This window comes from Ignavibacteria bacterium (assembly GCA_016873845.1).
Classification (GTDB): Bacteria; Bacteroidota; Ignavibacteria; order Ch128b; family Ch128b; genus JAHJVF01.
The window spans coordinates 1-16,639 of record VGVX01000030.1 but is presented as its reverse complement, the minus strand read 5'-3'; the positions used below and the strand labels follow the sequence as shown (position 1 = coordinate 16,639).

The window sequence follows — 16,639 nt, the reverse complement described above, 5'->3', positions numbered from 1 at the left end:
TTAATAATTGATTGCTTAATCTTTTGCCCATAAACCACCGGTTCTTTCCATCCAATCGGAAATTTCTTCAACTACTCTGGATATATTGTTATCGGAGATATCAATTTCGAATTTCGGTAGAATGGAACGCTGAATTTCTTCAATAAAGATATTCTGCTCAAAGATAAACTTGTCAAGATCATCGTACTGAGAAGGATTCCCAGAAACTTTTATTCTCTCTTCTCTAGCTTCTTTGAACGACTGTGCAGATCTCGTTAGAAGAACAACATGAAAACCAAGTTCAGTTAATCTCTGCTCTATTGAATTAAAATCATATTCTCTGTTGTTATAAATTTTTTGGTAAACTTTGGTGGAAATGTGAAATCGATCTATAATCCATGAGTAATATTTTTGTAGTTCGAAAAGCTCAAGCCATGTTTCATAAGTTTTCATTGCTTTAGCTTCTTCATCCTTGCTAAAATTAATAAGTCCTCTTCCCCATGGAAAATTTGTAAACGAGCACCATTCTGCAGAAATAATGGGGGAGTGATATCTGTATTTACGTTCACCAACTATTCGTGGATGTTTGTTTAATGCAAATACTATTTCGGTTTTGAAAGTTAATCGGGTTCCTTCGAGAATTATTTTTGGAGTAAACTTTTTCATTAATGAAAATTGAAAATTTCAAATTGCAAATTGGAAAATGAAAGTTGCAAATTATCAATTAGTATTATTTTGTTTTCCGTTGTTTCGTTGTAATGATTGAACGCGCTATGATTTTAATTAGTTCGTTGGATTCACTAATGAGATCAGAAATATTTATTCCCTTAGTTATTTTAACTCTTTCGATAAATACTAACCAATATTCAGTCTCATTTAACTCTGCTGCTACTCTTCCGCTTAAGTTGTTAATCAGTTAATTACCAATTTTCTCGATGTTAATATTTATTAATTTTTACTTGGATAGTGATAGCCAATATGCAATGTGCAATTTTCAATTTGAAATATTCTCACATTGATTTTTCAGTTCTTTTCGCAGAAGAATAACTTTCAATGTCGTAGTTTATCATTTTATCAGGCATTGGTAATTTCACAATTTCAATTTTCGAGTCATTGTAAAATTGAGTTGCAAGTGTATCGTGATAATCAGAGAAAACAACTACTCGTACAATTCCAGCCGCAATTAATGCTTTCGCACACGTTGTGCAGGACATATTCGTGATATAAGCTGTCGATCCTTTCACATTCACTCCATGAGTTGTTGCCTGAATCAATGCATTTATTTCTGCGTGATTTGTTCTGACGCAATGATTATCAACTATCAGGCAGCCGACTTCTTCGCAATGAGGTAAGTGGGGAAGCGAGCCATTGTACCCAGTGGCTAAAACAAATTTATCTTTAACGAGCACACAACCGCAATGCATTCTTGGACAAGTAGATCGTTCAGAAGCAAGCATCGCAAGTTTCAAAAAATATTGATCCCAAGAAGGACGGTTATTATTCATGAAAAGCCTTTTTAATGTGGAATGGGGAATGCGGAATGCAGAATGCGGATTGCGGAATAAATATCGAATTGGAAATTCTGTATTTTATACACGAGATTATTCTAGACTCACCGATGGGATTAGAGATATATTCCCAATTCCGCACTCCGCAATCCGCATTAGCTAGAATTCCACATTCTCCACCATATTTCATTCTACATATCATTTGTTTTTCTTTGCTGTTTTAATTGAAGCTACAGTCATAGAAAGAATTTCGTTTGCTTCTTTCAATAAATTCTCGGCATTTTTCCCTGCGATTATTTTCGCTTCTGTCAGAATTTCTAACCAATAGATTGTTTCATCTGCCTCTTCTTCAACAATCCCCATCTTGGATATAAATTCAGCTTGGCAGCGAGCCCTGCAAGCAGCACGATAATTAGCACCAACAGACGTTCCCGACCTTAATAGTTGATTTCCAATAACATTTGAAATAGAATTTTTAGGTAAATCTTGAACAAACTTAATGATGCTTAGTGCAAAAAGTTTTGTTCTAACTTTCAACTCATTATTCAATTTCAATATTCCTTAATCTTAATCATACGTCCCGCATTTTCAAATTCCCAATTCCACACTCTGCATTCCGAATTCTGAATTTGATAATATTCTGCATTCCGCAATCCGCACTTCGCATTTCACTTGATTTCATATTCCACTTCCGCCGCCGGCATTTCCGTTTTTGGCTTTTTGTTCTTGACATAAAAATCAAACCATTCGATTGTTCGAATTGCATAATCCAGTCTTGCTGGAGTTCTTGCATTTCCATGACCTTCACCAGGATAAAGAATCAATCTCACAGGAGCTTGATTTATGTTTTTTAAAGTTCTGTATAATTCCATTGATTGTGCTACATTCACACGTGGATCTTCTTTCCCATGGAGAATGAGTGTCGGAGTCTGATTCTGTTTAGACCATTTCAAAGGACTTCTGTCCCAAACATGATCGTAATTATCGTGAGCCCAAACAGTCCAATGAACGTAGTAATCTTCGAGAGGAATATCAGTTGTGCCTCGTTTCGAAATTTGATTTGAGATTCCGACAAACACACATGCCGCAGCAAATCTATGTGAATATTTTGTTGCAGCCCAAGCAGAAAAGTATCCGCCATAAGAACCACCGCCGATTCCAACTCGTTCTGGATCGACAAATCCTCTATCTACGAGAAAATCAATTCCATCCAACACATCATCAAATTCTTTTCCGCCTAGATCGTAATGACCCATTTTAGAAAATTCAACACCACGTCCATTGCTTGCTCGATAATTCGGCATAAAAATAAAATAACCGCGCACAGAAGCAATTTGTCCCCAATTTCCATAACCTGTCACCCAGCCATTTTGATATGCGGCTTCTGGTCCGCCGTGAATATCGACTATCAAAGGATATTTTTTACCGGCTTCATAATTTAAAGGATAGATTAAAATTCCAGTAATCTCTAATCTGTCTCTTGCCGAATAACGGATCTCTTCTTGTTTTCCAAATTTAATTTCATCTAACCAAGGATTTGAATTAGTTAATCTTTTTGGCTTTGAGTTTCCGCTGAAAGTGTAAATTTCATTCGCATGAAATGGTGTGTTCATAACCATTACATATTTATCAGATTTGCCGTAATAAGCGACGCTGCGAAGAACAGCAGTTCTATCAGTGATCAATTTTCGCGGCTTGCCATCGATTGACTGTGAACTTAGTGGGAGATAAACTCCTTCTTCTGCAAGGAATAACATTGTGTTATTGTCTTTCCAACCGACCCAAGAAATAGTCCCTTCAAAATCTTTGGAATAATTTTTTAAGCTGGAAAACGATTTCCCCATATTTGGAACTGGGACAACATACATACTGCTTGACGATGGATCGCTGATATCTATTGCAGAATTGATAACAAGATTTTTTCCATCAGGACTGAAAGCAAAATTTCCAAGCTTTCCTGGATTATCAATGAGTAAGCTCGTAACGCCAGTTTCCGGATTGACCAAGTGAATACGCTTGAACATGTAAGAATCATCAACAGAGTTTTTGGGTGAAACCGCTGCTGCAATTTGACTCCCATCTTTTGAAATCACAAAATCCCAAACAGTAATATCTTTTGTGAGCTGTTTTGATTCTTTCGAATCGATATCATACTTAAATAGATTTATATGCTGCCAGTTTTCTTCGTACACAATTGCATTGAATCCTTTTTTCTCAAGAGATTTTTTCTTTTCGTCTGCTGGGATTGATGCAGTATAAAAAATTGTTTTCCCATTGGGATGAAACTGATAACTACCGATCGATTCTTTCACATTTGTTAGTTTGTATTTTTCGCCGCCATCAACTGGAATTGCGTATACTTGAGTTGTCTTGTCATCATCGAATCTGCCAGTGAATGTGATCAGCTTTCCATCCGGAGAAAAAGCAAGATTTCCAACACTGATCTTTCCGGTTACAAAGGGTTTCGGTTCGCCGCCATTGAATGGGACAACAAACAATTCCCGATACGGATAACCTGGTTCATCTTCCAAAGTTCGCGGGGAACTGAGTGTGTATGCAATTAAATTTCCATCAGGTGAGAGAACAGTTTCACCGATTGATTTGAGTTTCACAATGTTGTAAGGTGTTAAAACATTTGAATCTTGTGCATAAAGATTCAATCCTGCAGTAAAGATAAAAATTGCAAAGATGCTCAAAATTCTATTTGTTCTAAACATTAGGGGCTCCTTTCTGAGGTTATTCTTGGTTCACTTGACTCTAAAATAAGTCTAACTTTTATGAGATGAAAGCATGAAGAATAACAACTCGTTCAATTGCTGTCACCGGCTGGTCGGTGACAGCAGCAAAATATGAAATAGCTGAGCTTTTGCACCTGACCTTGAAAAATATGTTTTAGTGAGTTATTTTGAAATTGAAGGGAAACCATATATGAAATTGAAAGTAATTGTGCATTCAGCAGATGAAGGTGGCTATTGGGCAGAAGTTCCATCAATTCCAGGATGTGTGACACAAGCGGAAAATTTCGAAGACCTTCTGAAGAATATTTATGAAGCTGTTGAAGGATGCCTTTTTGTGGATATCACTGAGTGAAAATTGCAGACATCACTCATTTGCTTTCACCGATGGGTCAGTAACAGCAGCAATTGGGTTTTGGTTAAGTGAGTTATTCAGCCAATGGAACGGATAATGTAACCGTAGTTCCTACACCTTGCTCTGATTCGATTTTTATATTGCCGTTCATTAGATTCATTAAGCATTTCATTATTGTTAGACTAAAGCTTACTTCTTATTAAATGAGTTAATTGACTTTTGCAGTTTGAAATAAAGAAAAACCTTAATAACTCTAGTAAATCTCAACAAAATACGGAGGATAAATGTTCAAAGAGTTCAAAGAATTCGCCATGAAAGGAAACATGGTGGATATGGCGATCGGTATCATCATTGGTGCCGCATTCGGAAATGTTGTTAATTCGCTCGTTAACGATATCATCATGCCGCCGATAGGATTACTGCTTGGCGGAATGGATTTCAAAGATTTCTATGTTGTATTGAAATCTGCCGATCCCCTTGCCGGTACACCTGAAGTTACTTTCAAATATGGTGCATTTATTACTGTTTTAATTAATTTTCTAGTTGTTGCTTGGGCATTGTTCATGGTCGTAAAAGGAATGAACAAAATGCGTAAATCTGAAGGTGCTTCCTAAAAAGGATAACCTAACTTAAATTACAACTTTTTTTAATTGAGTTCCTCAAATAAAACGAGGAACTCATAGTTTTTTCACCTTAAAGTGGAAAATTTTCCAACTTTCTTGTCTAAATCTATCGAAACATTATTAGGGCATGATCATATAAAACAATAAATAATTGATTAGAAGAATTAATGAAATTTATACTTGCCAAACAGTATGATAATAAAGTCACGGTATGTCAGATAAATGAAAGTGATGGATAAAATGGATTCCAAAATAGATCTGCGCATAGCGTTTTTTAGCGGGACAATGAAGCCCGGACAGGATGGAGTGACGAGAGTTTTGTACAAGCTGCTCGATTATCTTAATCAGAACAGTATTCCAAACATCGCAATCTCACCTGTAATTCCCCAAAAAGACGATCAACCATCAGAAATGTTTAAAGTTTGTTCTGTCTCTGTTCCTTTGTACCGGGATTATAGGATGTCTATTCCAACAGATTATTTTTTGAAAAAGATGATCAAACAATTCAATCCCACACTTTTTCATATCCACTCACCATGTTCATTAGGATTTGCTGCGGTAAAATTTGCGAAAAGAAAATCAATTCCAGTTGTAGCTACTTATCACACTCACTTTCCAAGCTATGCCAGATATTATAAAATAAGATCGCTGGAATTATGCGGCTGGAATTATTTACGAGGTCTTTACAATAGCTGCGATAGAGTTTACATTCCATCGCTGCCAATTTTATCTGAACTTGAAAATCACCAATTCAGAAATCTCGAGCACCTGCCGCATGGAGTTGAGATAGAAATTTTTAATCCAAAATATCGATCGTTGGAATGGAGAAATAAAAATAATCCAAGTAATAAAAAGATTTTACTTTATGCAGGAAGATTAGTCTGGGAAAAGGATTTGAAAGATTTAATCGATGCATATAGAATTTTAGAAGCTGAACGAAATGATTTCATTTTAATGTTTGTCGGAGATGGTCCAATTCGACATGAACTTGAAGAAATGCTTCCGAATGCTATTTTTCTCGGTTATAAATGTGGGAAAGAACTATCTACAGTTTTTGCGTCGAGCGATGTTTTTGTTTTTCCTTCGACCACAGAGACCTTTGGAAATGTGACGCTTGAAGCTATGGCGTCGGGATTAGTTCCTATCTGCGCCGATAAAGGAGGGGCAGCAGGAATTATAAAAAATTTTCAAACAGGATTGCTCTTTAAGCCAAACGCACCAGTTGATTTTGCAGAAAAAATTAGATTTGTTCTGAATAATAGTGAGCTGAGAAAAGAAATCTCAAATAATGCATTCAGATATGCTCATTCTCAAACCTGGGAGAAAATATTTGAAAAGCTTATTTTAAGTTATTACAAGGTAATGGAAGATTCTAAATTGAAAAAGCTTCTGGTAAAGACTGCCGCTTGATCTTTTTTTATGCTGAATTAAGGAGATTCTTTCCTGTCATCTGTGTAAATTGATTAAAAAATAATCAATCTTAGGGCATTAAACGATGAATGACCTTCTTGAATTCAAATCCTTCGCAAAACTGTTAGCTGAAGAGAGCGGGAAAATCATTAAGAATTATTTCCGGAAGTCCTTCGCAATTGAAAATAAATTTGATGAATCTCCAGTAACAATCGCAGATAAAAAAGCAGAAGAATCAATGCGAAATTTGATCATGAATGAATTTCCTGAACACGGAATTCTTGGTGAGGAATTTGGTGAACATAATCCTGATGCAGAATACAGATGGATTCTCGACCCAATAGATGGAACGAGAAGTTTTATATGCGGGACTGTTACTTTTGGAACTTTGATTGCACTAGTAAAAAATAATCAGCCAATTTTCGGAGTGATCAATCAGCCGATACTAAATGAGTTTTTGATTGGCGATAATAATTCAGCAGAATTGAATGGTGAAAAAGTCTGCATAAGAAATTGCATGAGTCTCTCGGATGCAGTGTTGCTTACCACTGATCACTTAAACGTAGGTAAATATCAAAGTATGGATAGATTCGAAAATCTAATAAGAAATGTGAAGCTTTATCGAAATTGGGGAGATTGTTACGGATATTATCTTCTTGCAACAGGATATGCAGATATAATGATCGATCCAATAATGTCAGTTTGGGATACAATGGCAATAATTCCAATAATTCGCGGTGCAAAGGGAATCATTACAGATTACAATGGAAATGATCCATCGAAGGGGAACAGTATCGTCGCCGCATCAAGCGGAATTCATTCCAAGGTATTAGAAATTCTTGGCTCATGAATCCAGAAAAGTGAATAGATTAACAAGTTAGGAGTGTGGAATGCGGAGTGTGACGTAAATTCCGCATTCCGCAATCCGAGTTCCGCACTCCGCATTTTTCAATACTTCGAACCTTTTGGAGCAAAAAACTTTGCGTATAAGAGCAAGCCTATTATTGTTGCGACTCCAATCAAACTGAAAATAATCCAAAGTGTTTGTGGATCTTTCAAGTTATCAACAAAGTGAACGTAAAGGTTTGCACCAAGAATCCCGCCGATTGAAGATCCTATTACACCATACAAAAATGAGTAGCCAAGATAAGTCGCTTTTTTATCCGGCGGAGCAATTAATCCGACATAGCTGATAAATTTTGGATGTGCTGTCATCTCGCCGATTGAAAAGATTGTAATTCCGATCATGAATACCCAGATGTTAGTATTGATTGCAAGTATTGCCATTCCAATTGTTCCAAGAGTGATTCCGGTAATCATTGTTGGAAGTGCTTTTGTTTTCTTTACAATATTCGAAACAACGATCTGAAGAAGAATAATTGTTCCGGCATTGATTACTGTCACGTGTTCTACGTCAAACTTCCAATTAATATTAATTCCAAAAAATCCAAGGAATGAATTCACTGTATTATCGAGTGATGTAGCATCTACATAATCTTTCACGTACCAAAGCACCGAATCGAACATCTGGAAATACAAGATCCAAAATCCGGAATAGATTACGATTAAACCAATGAATCTTACATCCGAAAGAACCATAATCATTCCCTTAAAAACTTGAAGCAGAGTTTTTGTGCTCTCAGGTTTTGGCGGTTCTTTATAAAATAATATTGCGGGAATAAGCATTGAGGCTGTGCAGATTGCTGATACAATCATCACATATTCCCAGCCGAATGTATTTTTAACGTAAGGCACAAGAATCAAAGGGAATAAAAATGCACCGAAGTTTATAGACCAATAAAAAATTCCAAAACCGAGTGTTGATTGCTCTTCAGTTGTGATTCGCGCAATCGTTCCTGAGATCATAGGTTTGAATGCGCCTGCACCTATTCCCATAATGACTAAACTTCCAAATACGAATGCGTACTCAGTCATCTGACTTGTCAGAAAATAGCCAAGCCCAAGAAATGTGAAAGCAAAAATCAATGTACGGCGATATCCGAATCTATCACCGACTGCGCCAGCAACTATAGGTAAAATATAAAGCAATGGTTGGATGGTACTTTTAATTACTCCAACGCTTTCTTTGCTGAAGAATAATTGATCGGTAAAGTAAACCGAAAGAATGCTCATCATTCCATAGTAAGATCCGCGCTCAAAAAACTCCATCATAATTACGAGCCAGAAAGTTCCAGAAAAAGATTTGAACACTTGAAATTTTGATATAACTTTTTTCATTAAGTCTCCTTAAATTTCCACGAAAATAGGAAAGAGAATCATAAATAAGAAGGATTTTCGAATTATGAACAAGAAAATTATTTCCGTATTAATTCTCTTTGCGAGTCTGAGTTTAATCGACTGCTCTGAGAATGAACTTGGTTCAGAATATTTTTCACAAATTCAAAAACACCGGCGGCAAACCGACTCTCTCTTTAAATATTCTGATACATCACCTTTCAAGAGGGATAACTCTGTTAAGTATACAGCGATAAAATGGTTTGACGTCAATCCCGATTTTGTATTCAAATCCCGATTGATAAAATATGAAAATCCCGATACTGTAATTGTCCTGGGTACGAAAGGGGAGGAGCGGAATCAAATTAAATACGGATGGTTTGAATTCGACTTTAATAAGGTTAGGTATAAGATCAATGTTTATAAATATCTCGAATCTGATATCACTCCTGGAAGGGAAATGCTGAAGAACTATCTCGCTGTTTGGTTCAGAGATCAAACAACCGGCAAAGAAACATACGAGGTCGGAAGATATTTAGAAGTTGAAGAAGAATCCGCCGATCCAAATTATCTTTACTCACTCGATTTTAATAAAGCATATAATCCATATTGTGCTTACACACCAATTTACTCATGTGCAATTCCACGTAAGGAAGATTTTATAGATTTAAAAATTGAAGCAGGTGAAAAGAAATATCATAAGTAATTGATCCGTCGGCTGACGGATTGAGAATTGAGAATTGAGAATGGACAATAAAGAATGAGAAAGAAATTTTTTAACATAGCAGTAAATTTATTATTAATTATTTTAATTGGAACACTGAATGCGCAGTCAATTCAAAAATATACTGAACTTGGTGATTTCAAACTCGAAAGTGGGGAATATATACTCGACTGCAAAGTTGGATTCCGTACATTTGGAACATTAAATGAGGAAAAGTCAAACGCAATTCTAAATCCAACCTGGTTCGCCGGCACGAGCGAACATCTCGGAAATTTAATTGGAAATGGTCCTAATAAACTTCTCGATAGTTCGAAGTTTTTCATTATCGCAGTTGATGCAATCGGAAATGGAATTTCTACCTCGCCATCAAACAGTGAGAAACAAAACGGGAATGATTTTCCTCAATTCACAATTCGGGATATGGTGAACTCGCAGTACCGACTTGTTAAAGATTTCTTGAAGATAGATAGACTGCACACAGTCATTGGTGGTTCAATGGGAAGCATGCAGGCATTGGAATGGATTGTTGCGTATCCAGAATTTGTCGAGAAATGTATTGCGTATGTACCAACACCTTGGGCAAGCACGTACGATCAATTGCTATGGCATACAAGACTTCACTTGATTGAGTCTTCGTTAAAAGCTGGAGTCCCCGAAAAAGAAATAATGAAAACGATCAACATGCTGACGCAATTAGTTGCTCGGACGGCAGATTGGTATGTGAGAAATAATCCAATCGAAAAATTTCCTGAGATATTAAAATCTTTTGATCGCGAGCCATCCAAGATTTTTACCTCAATCGATTATGCATATCAGCTTCGCTCGATGATCGGGCACGATATTTCAAGGTCTGTTAATCTTGAAAAAGAAAAACTCAAGGAACATATTAAATCAAAAGTTTTTTTAATTATTTCGCTTCAAGACCAGATCCTTCACCCCAAATCAGCCATTGATTTTGCCGAGTTAATTGGAGCAAAAACTTTAATCTTCGACAGTGAATGCGGGCACTTAGCCGTGAATTGTGAGATGGAAAAAACAGCAAAAGCAATCGCTGAGTTTTTGGATAGGTAGAAAAAACCAAATTGCGCGGATGCAATCTGGGTCTTAAAAAGTTGTGTTTTTCGAAAAGCAATTCTTAAGTATTAATTATTGCATCAATTCTTGAAATTGGAATTGCTGTAACGTTTTCTTTTACAGGATAGATATCTTTTCCAGGATAAACAACAAACCCTTTTTCACACTTAAGGTCATCCAATGCATTTAGAAATCCGGCTGAAACTTGAGGAGTAAGTGAAAGTTTTGCATCGATACAATAAACTGGGCTGTCACCTTTAGTGATCACCAAGTCAATTTCTGCCCCTGCAGATGTACGATAAAAATATACTCCAAAGTCGGAGGACAAATTATTTAATACCTGTTCAATTACGAAACCTTCCCAAGAATGTCCGGATGTCGGATTTCCAAAAAGTTCACTTTTGGTTTTAATCTTAAGAATTGAATGAAGCAATCCACTATCGCGAATATATACCTTAGGTGATTTAACTAATCTTTTTTTTGTATTTGCGAGATAGGGTTGAAGCTGCCGGATTATGAATGTACCTTCCAAAATATCCAGATAACTTTTAGAAGTCGGTGGAGTTACTCCAAGTGAAGCAGCAATTTTGCTTGCGTTCCAAAGATTTCCGTGAATGTGAGCGATCATTGACCAAAATCTACTTAGTTGAATCGTGGGAATTTTGATTCCAAATTTTGGGATATCTCTCTCTAAAAATGTCTGAATAAATGCCTCTCTCCATTTATAACTCAAATCAATATTTTCTGCAAGAAAACTATTGGGATATCCGCCTCTGATCCAAAGCTTGTCGATACTGTCCGAATCATTCCCAACTTCATTTATTGAAAATGGGTTTAGCAAGTGGTAATATATTCTCCCCGCTAAACTTTCAGAAGATTTTTTTATTAAATCAGGAGACGACGAACCAAGAATTACAAATCTTGCTGGAATTTTATTTTGATCCACAAGTGCTCTTATGATCGAAAACAGTTCAGGCTTTTGTTGAATCTCATCAATGATTATAAGCTCATCCTGAAAGGATGATAGAAATAACTCTGTCTCTTCTAACTTATTATAATCTGAGGGCAGTTCAAGATCCAGATAAATACTTTTTGGAAAATTTTGTTGAATTTCTTTAGCAAGAGTTGTCTTCCCGACTTGTCTGGAACCTAAAATTCCAACGACTGGGAATTGTTTGAGAGATTCAATTATTTCGTTTTGTAATTTTCGTTTTATTATCACCTTGCAAATTAAAAATTTCACTTTAAATATGCAAGGAGAATGTAATTAAAAAAAACATATTTTGTATGAAAAAACCCAACTTCTCAGATGTAGTTTAGGTTTTAAGAAGTTGGGTTTTTGAGTTTTTACAAAATATTACTTGACAATTTCCATCACAACCAAGCCGCCTCCCATTTGAGCAGGAAGTTTAGTCTCTGATTTTACTAAATACATTCCGTCTTTGTTGTACCATAGAGTTGAACTTGTCGTACCATCTTCATCATTAACAATTTCAACTTTAAAAGTGCGGAACTCTCCAGAATCTAATTTAACTACTTCCGAGCCTGCGACTTTAGCAATCATCTTTTTTGCTTTTCCGGCTCGCATATCGAAAGAATTGTATGCTGCACTGAATCCTTCTTTCATTGGTAATGTACTGAGTGCGAGAAGTGTTCCAGTCCCATCGACTAAAACAGGCGAATCGAAATTAGCTTTAATCGGAAATTCCTGAGGACCTGCCTTCATCATTCCTTCAACACCGTCTTGAGTAAATTTCATTGTGACAGTACCCGGACCTTGAGCCGCATTTCTTCTGATTGGTAATAAAGTTTTTGGATCAACATCAAGTGTGTCTGAGCCTCCCATCATTCCGGTTGCTACATCAATAATTCTCCAAACTTCATTTCCATCAAACGTGGCTTTTGAAACAGATTGGCTCAAATCCATATTTAGTTTTTGTCCCATCACTTCAATCTTCATGGAGTATTTTCTTTCCGAAGCGGAGATTTTGGAACCATCGAATGAAGTATAAAGTTTTACCGACTCATCTGCTGCCTCACGAACCGGCATAGTTACTGTCTTTATATCAACTGTAATATCATTTAGTTTGTTTTGTATCTCTTCTCGAACATCTTCTTGAACTCTTCCTTTCAAATGTTTAACGAAGAATTGTTCCATAGCTGTCATCATCGCCAATCGATTCATTTCACCTGCGAAACCATGTCCTTCATCTGGAGCGCACATGTATTCTACATCTCGGCCTAAATCTCGTAATGCAACAACGATTTGATCTGCCTCTGCTTTTTTAACTCGCGGATCGTTTGCTCCTTGAACGACATAAAGGGGTACTTTAATATTAGTTGCATAATTCAGGGGAGACTGTTCATCTAATCTTTTTTTGTCTTCGGGAATGTTTTGATCGCCAACACGGACATCAAAAATCTTTTTAATCGGCGCCCAGTATGGAGGAATTGAATTTAATAGAGTAATAATATTTGATGGTCCTACTATATCAAATCCACACGCGAAAAGATCTGGTGTAAAAGTTAATCCAGCCAGCGTTGCATATCCGCCGTATGAACCACCGGCAATTGCAACTTTTTTCGGATCAGCAATTCCTTCTTTAATGAGATATTTGACCCCATCAGTAATATCATGCTGCATGAAGCCAGTTCCCCACTCTTTGTTTCCAGCATTTAGAAATTTTTTCCCGTATCCAGTTGAGCCGCGGAAGTTTGGCTGCATGACAGCGTAACCTCTATTTGCGAGAAATTGTGCCAATGGATTATATCCCCACATATCTCTGTACCATGGACCACCATGAATCAGCATTACGACGGGAAGATTTTCCGATGGAATTCCTTTTGGTAATGTCAGATATGCATGTATCGTTAAACCATCACGCGATTTGTATTTCACTGGTTTCATTGATGCAAGATATTCAGTAGGTAGATTTGGGCGTGAGTAATAAAGGAGCTCTGTTTTACCAGTTTTTCTATCGAAAACGTGAATAGCCCCGGGATTAATATCGCTCGAAACTACCACAAGCCAGGTCATTTCATCTTCAGTCATACTTGTGATTGATAAATCACCACGAGGAAGAAGCTCTTCAAGTTTTTTCCAATCTTTTGCAAAAGCTTTTTGCCTTGGATACATTCTGCGTTTTTCACCGATGTAGTAAGTGGCAAGAATTTCATGTGTTATATCAGAAAATAATGCACCGGCAAAATCTACTTCATTGAGAGGATCTTTTTCAATTAATTTTGTCTTGCTTGTTTTTAAATCGAACAACTCGAGTTGAATCTTGTCTGTTTTATCTCCTTTATTAGTTATGAGATAAAAACTTTGTCCATCTGGATGAAAATAGATTGGACTTGCAGATTCTTCGTTATTGACCACGTAAATTTGATTTAAGTCATTGCCTTCAACTTTTAAAATTTCAGTACCACCGTCAGCAGTTTGCCTGAGAGCAAGCCGGAGATTTGTATCTTGATCGAAAATCCAGCCGGCAACATTTTGTTCGTTCTTTCTTATTAAAGTTCTTTCTCCGGTAACAATATCTAAACGATAGACATCATGTAATGAGGGGTCTCGATCATTCAAACCAATAATTATTTCATTCGGAGTCTTTTTAGGAACATCGTAAATGTAAGCACGAACTTTTTCCATCGGTGTAAGATCTTTTGCAACTGGAACAGGATCACCTGATTCTTTCGGATCAACAGCATAGATTCGATAATTTTCATCTCCGCCTTTGTCCTGAACATAAAGAACGTATTTACTGTTATGTGTCCAGAAATAACCTGTCACGGGACGAGTAGTATCAGCAGTCAGAGGTTTTGCTTCATCAAATTTTTGTCCACGTTCTTTCACCCAAATGTTTCGAACTTTATTGAATTGTTTCAAGAAAGTGATATACTTTCCATCTGGTGAGATTTGTGCCCCTGAAATTTCTGGATCACCGAAGAAAGTTTCTCTATCAATTATAGGGGGTAGTTGTGCAAATGAAACTGATGTAATTGTACAAATTGTAAGTACAATCGCAGTTAAAAAGTTTCTCATTTTACGCTCCGTTTTTTTTGTGTGAAATTAAATGCATTTAAAATCCAAACTTAATACGAACTAATACACTTTGAGTTGCAAAATATTCTTTGACTAAACTGTGCGTTTAATTCATTAGTTACTCATCAAACAAGCAATAGCAGAAGTATTTACAATATCATCAACACTGCAGCCGCGTGAGAGATCGAATACAGGTTTTTTTAATCCTTGAACCATTGGCCCGACAGCTTCCGCACCGCCGATTCGCTGGGCAATTTTATAACCGATATTGCCAGCATTCAAGTCTGGAAAGATCAGCACATTTGCCTTTCCAGCGATTTCACTATTTGGTGCTTTTGATTTTCCGACTTTTTCAACTACCGCTGCATCGAATTGAAGTTCACCGTCAACCTTAAGATCTGGGCGTCTCGATATTACTAAATTCGTTGCGACTCTAACTTTATCAATCATTTCATGCTCTGCGCTTCCTTTCGTTGAGAATGAAAGCATCGCTATTTTAGGTTCATCGCCGATTAATTTTCCATAATTGTCTGCCGTTGAGATCGCAATATCCGCCATTTGTTCATCGGTTGGATTTGGGACTACTGCACAATCTGCATAAGCGTGTACTCTTTCAGGCCAAATCATTAAAAAGAAACTTGAGACTATTGAAATCCCTTCAGGCATACCAACACAATGAATTCCGGCTCGAAGTACATCGGCAGTTGGTGAAGACGAACCGCCGACAAATCCGTCAGCCATTCCTTCTCTCACCATCATTGCCCCGAAGAAAAGATTGTTCTTCATCGTTTCTTTTGCTTTTTCAAAATCAATACCTTTTGTTTTGCGGAGATTGAAATAAATATTTGTAAAGTCTGTCAGCTTGTCTGATTTCATCGGGTCAATCAACCTGATCCCAGTTAATTCAACATTTAATTCTTTTGCATCATCGCGGATCTTCTGTTCATTTCCGATTAGAATAACGGCACAAACATTTTCTTCGGCTAACTGAGCACCAGCTTTTATTACACGTTCATCATAAGATTCAGGTAACACAATCGTTTTTTTACGTTTGGATGCTTTTTCTTTTATCGATTGGAGTAGTGTAGACATGATTAATTCCTAATAGATACGTTATTCAAAAATAATTTCAATACAAATTTAAGATTGATTTTTGTGCTAGGCAAATATCGAAACAAGGCGGATCAATGAAGTGCTTGAAAACCCAAAGAGGGAATAAAGAGGTTGAAAAACTTTTCAGTTTACCAACCTCACAATTATGTTATTATGCTTTTGCAAACATTGGTTCAAGCAGATAGAGTCTATCTTCACCAAGTTTTTTTAGTTTAGTTAGCAAGTCTTGCAGTTCATTCATCTCTTCAACTTGATTTTCTAAAAACCAATTTAAGAAGTTTTCAGTGAGATTGTCTTTTGAAGCTTTAACTTTATTCATAAGATCGTTTTGAAACTTATAATAATCGGTTTCCATTTTCAGTGCAGTTTTGATTATTTCTTCGGCGTTTTTGAAATCATTTTTAAAACTCTTATCACCCAAAAATTTGATTTCCCCTCCAACACGAATCAAATAATTAATGAGTTTTAATGCATGGCTTTGTTCTTCTGTGGATTCAAACAAAAAGTGATTCCCGATATTCTCAAATCCCATTTCTTTGAACTTTGCTCCGATTGCCATGTACTGTTTAACGGCAGTCAATTCTATTGAGATCATTTCGTTGAGTGAATTATTGATTTCTTTATTAATTAGCATTTATTATTGGCTCCTTCTTTAATTTAATAAGCTTAATACAGTGTAATATATTCATTCCTACTTTAAAACCAAGAATCCACGTGAATAGTTCGATTTACAAATAATTGATTTTCGCGGTTTTGAGAAAAATTTCTACCATCTGAGATAGAATCTCTCAATTTTGAGAAAATTTCAAAATTTTATTCAAAAAAAATGATTTAATAACAC

Annotated in this window: 16 protein-coding genes; 6 read left to right on the top strand and 10 right to left on the bottom strand. The window is 36.3% G+C overall.

Translation table 11 applies throughout. From position 1 onward, the window contains the following. Window positions 1-15: 15 nt before the first annotated feature. The 4 genes from FJ213_07325 to FJ213_07310 form a co-directional block, all read right to left on the bottom strand. On the bottom strand, window positions 16-645 hold the full coding sequence (locus FJ213_07325; protein ID MBM4175968.1) for a hypothetical protein: 630 nt from the start codon (window positions 643-645) through the stop codon (window positions 16-18). 344 nt (window positions 646-989) lie between these two features. Next, the gene (locus FJ213_07320) at window positions 990-1,484 is read right to left on the bottom strand and encodes a dCMP deaminase (GenBank protein MBM4175967.1); all 495 of its coding nucleotides are present in this window, start codon (window positions 1,482-1,484) and stop codon (window positions 990-992) included. Between the two features lie 201 nt (window positions 1,485-1,685). After that, window positions 1,686-2,036 carry a four helix bundle protein gene (locus FJ213_07315; GenBank protein MBM4175966.1) on the bottom strand — a complete coding sequence of 117 codons (351 nt, stop codon included), beginning with the start codon at window positions 2,034-2,036 and terminating at the stop codon, window positions 1,686-1,688. Window positions 2,037-2,155: 119 nt separating this feature from the next. Further along, on the bottom strand, window positions 2,156-4,204 hold the full coding sequence (locus FJ213_07310; GenBank protein ID MBM4175965.1) for a S9 family peptidase: 2,049 nt from the start codon (window positions 4,202-4,204) through the stop codon (window positions 2,156-2,158). Between the two features lie 211 nt (window positions 4,205-4,415). On the opposite strand from FJ213_07310, the gene FJ213_07305 reads away from it, so the two are divergent. After that, window positions 4,416-4,577: a type II toxin-antitoxin system HicB family antitoxin gene (locus FJ213_07305; GenBank protein ID MBM4175964.1), complete on the top strand. Its 162-nt coding sequence runs from the start codon at window positions 4,416-4,418 to the stop codon at window positions 4,575-4,577. Between the two features lie 73 nt (window positions 4,578-4,650). On the opposite strand, the gene FJ213_07300 is transcribed toward FJ213_07305, so the two are convergent. Further along, the gene (locus FJ213_07300; GenBank protein MBM4175963.1) at window positions 4,651-4,749 is read right to left on the bottom strand and encodes a hypothetical protein; all 99 of its coding nucleotides are present in this window, start codon (window positions 4,747-4,749) and stop codon (window positions 4,651-4,653) included. Between the two features lie 112 nt (window positions 4,750-4,861). Between FJ213_07300 and mscL the strand changes: the two genes are divergently transcribed. The 3 genes from mscL (at window position 4,862) to hisN (ending at window position 7,460) form a co-directional block, all read left to right on the top strand. Continuing rightward, window positions 4,862-5,191 (top strand): large-conductance mechanosensitive channel protein MscL, encoded by a 330-nt coding sequence (gene mscL / locus FJ213_07295; GenBank protein MBM4175962.1) that lies wholly within the window; start codon window positions 4,862-4,864, stop codon window positions 5,189-5,191. 231 nt (window positions 5,192-5,422) lie between these two features. Beyond that, window positions 5,423-6,610, top strand: a complete 1,188-nt coding sequence (locus FJ213_07290; protein MBM4175961.1) for a glycosyltransferase family 1 protein — start codon at window positions 5,423-5,425, stop codon at window positions 6,608-6,610. 85 nt (window positions 6,611-6,695) lie between these two features. Continuing rightward, the gene (gene hisN, locus FJ213_07285) at window positions 6,696-7,460 is read left to right on the top strand and encodes a histidinol-phosphatase (protein MBM4175960.1); all 765 of its coding nucleotides are present in this window, start codon (window positions 6,696-6,698) and stop codon (window positions 7,458-7,460) included. A 98-nt stretch (window positions 7,461-7,558) separates the two neighbouring features. Here the strand turns inward: hisN and FJ213_07280 are convergent, their stop codons facing one another. Continuing rightward, window positions 7,559-8,848 (bottom strand): peptide MFS transporter, encoded by a 1,290-nt coding sequence (locus FJ213_07280; GenBank protein ID MBM4175959.1) that lies wholly within the window; start codon window positions 8,846-8,848, stop codon window positions 7,559-7,561. 64 nt (window positions 8,849-8,912) lie between these two features. Between FJ213_07280 and FJ213_07275 the strand changes: the two genes are divergently transcribed. Together FJ213_07275 and FJ213_07270 are read left to right on the top strand one after the other, a co-directional pair. Continuing rightward, complete coding sequence (locus tag FJ213_07275; protein MBM4175958.1) at window positions 8,913-9,551, top strand: DUF1684 domain-containing protein; 639 nt, start codon at window positions 8,913-8,915, stop codon at window positions 9,549-9,551. A gap of 54 nt (window positions 9,552-9,605) precedes the next feature. Continuing rightward, window positions 9,606-10,640 (top strand): alpha/beta fold hydrolase, encoded by a 1,035-nt coding sequence (locus FJ213_07270; GenBank protein ID MBM4175957.1) that lies wholly within the window; start codon window positions 9,606-9,608, stop codon window positions 10,638-10,640. A gap of 64 nt (window positions 10,641-10,704) precedes the next feature. On the opposite strand, the gene FJ213_07265 is transcribed toward FJ213_07270, so the two are convergent. The 4 genes from FJ213_07265 to FJ213_07250 form a co-directional block, all read right to left on the bottom strand. Then, window positions 10,705-11,862, bottom strand: coding sequence for an ATP-binding protein (locus tag FJ213_07265; GenBank protein ID MBM4175956.1), 1,158 nt, complete (start codon window positions 11,860-11,862; stop codon window positions 10,705-10,707). Between the two features lie 138 nt (window positions 11,863-12,000). After that, window positions 12,001-14,685 carry a S9 family peptidase gene (locus FJ213_07260; GenBank protein ID MBM4175955.1) on the bottom strand — a complete coding sequence of 895 codons (2,685 nt, stop codon included), beginning with the start codon at window positions 14,683-14,685 and terminating at the stop codon, window positions 12,001-12,003. 114 nt (window positions 14,686-14,799) lie between these two features. After that, entirely contained in the window at window positions 14,800-15,777 is a 978-nt protein-coding gene (gene pta / locus FJ213_07255) for a phosphate acetyltransferase (GenBank protein MBM4175954.1), read from the bottom strand. A gap of 172 nt (window positions 15,778-15,949) precedes the next feature. Continuing rightward, window positions 15,950-16,432: a hypothetical protein gene (locus tag FJ213_07250; protein ID MBM4175953.1), complete on the bottom strand. Its 483-nt coding sequence runs from the start codon at window positions 16,430-16,432 to the stop codon at window positions 15,950-15,952. Window positions 16,433-16,639: the final 207 nt, after the last annotated feature.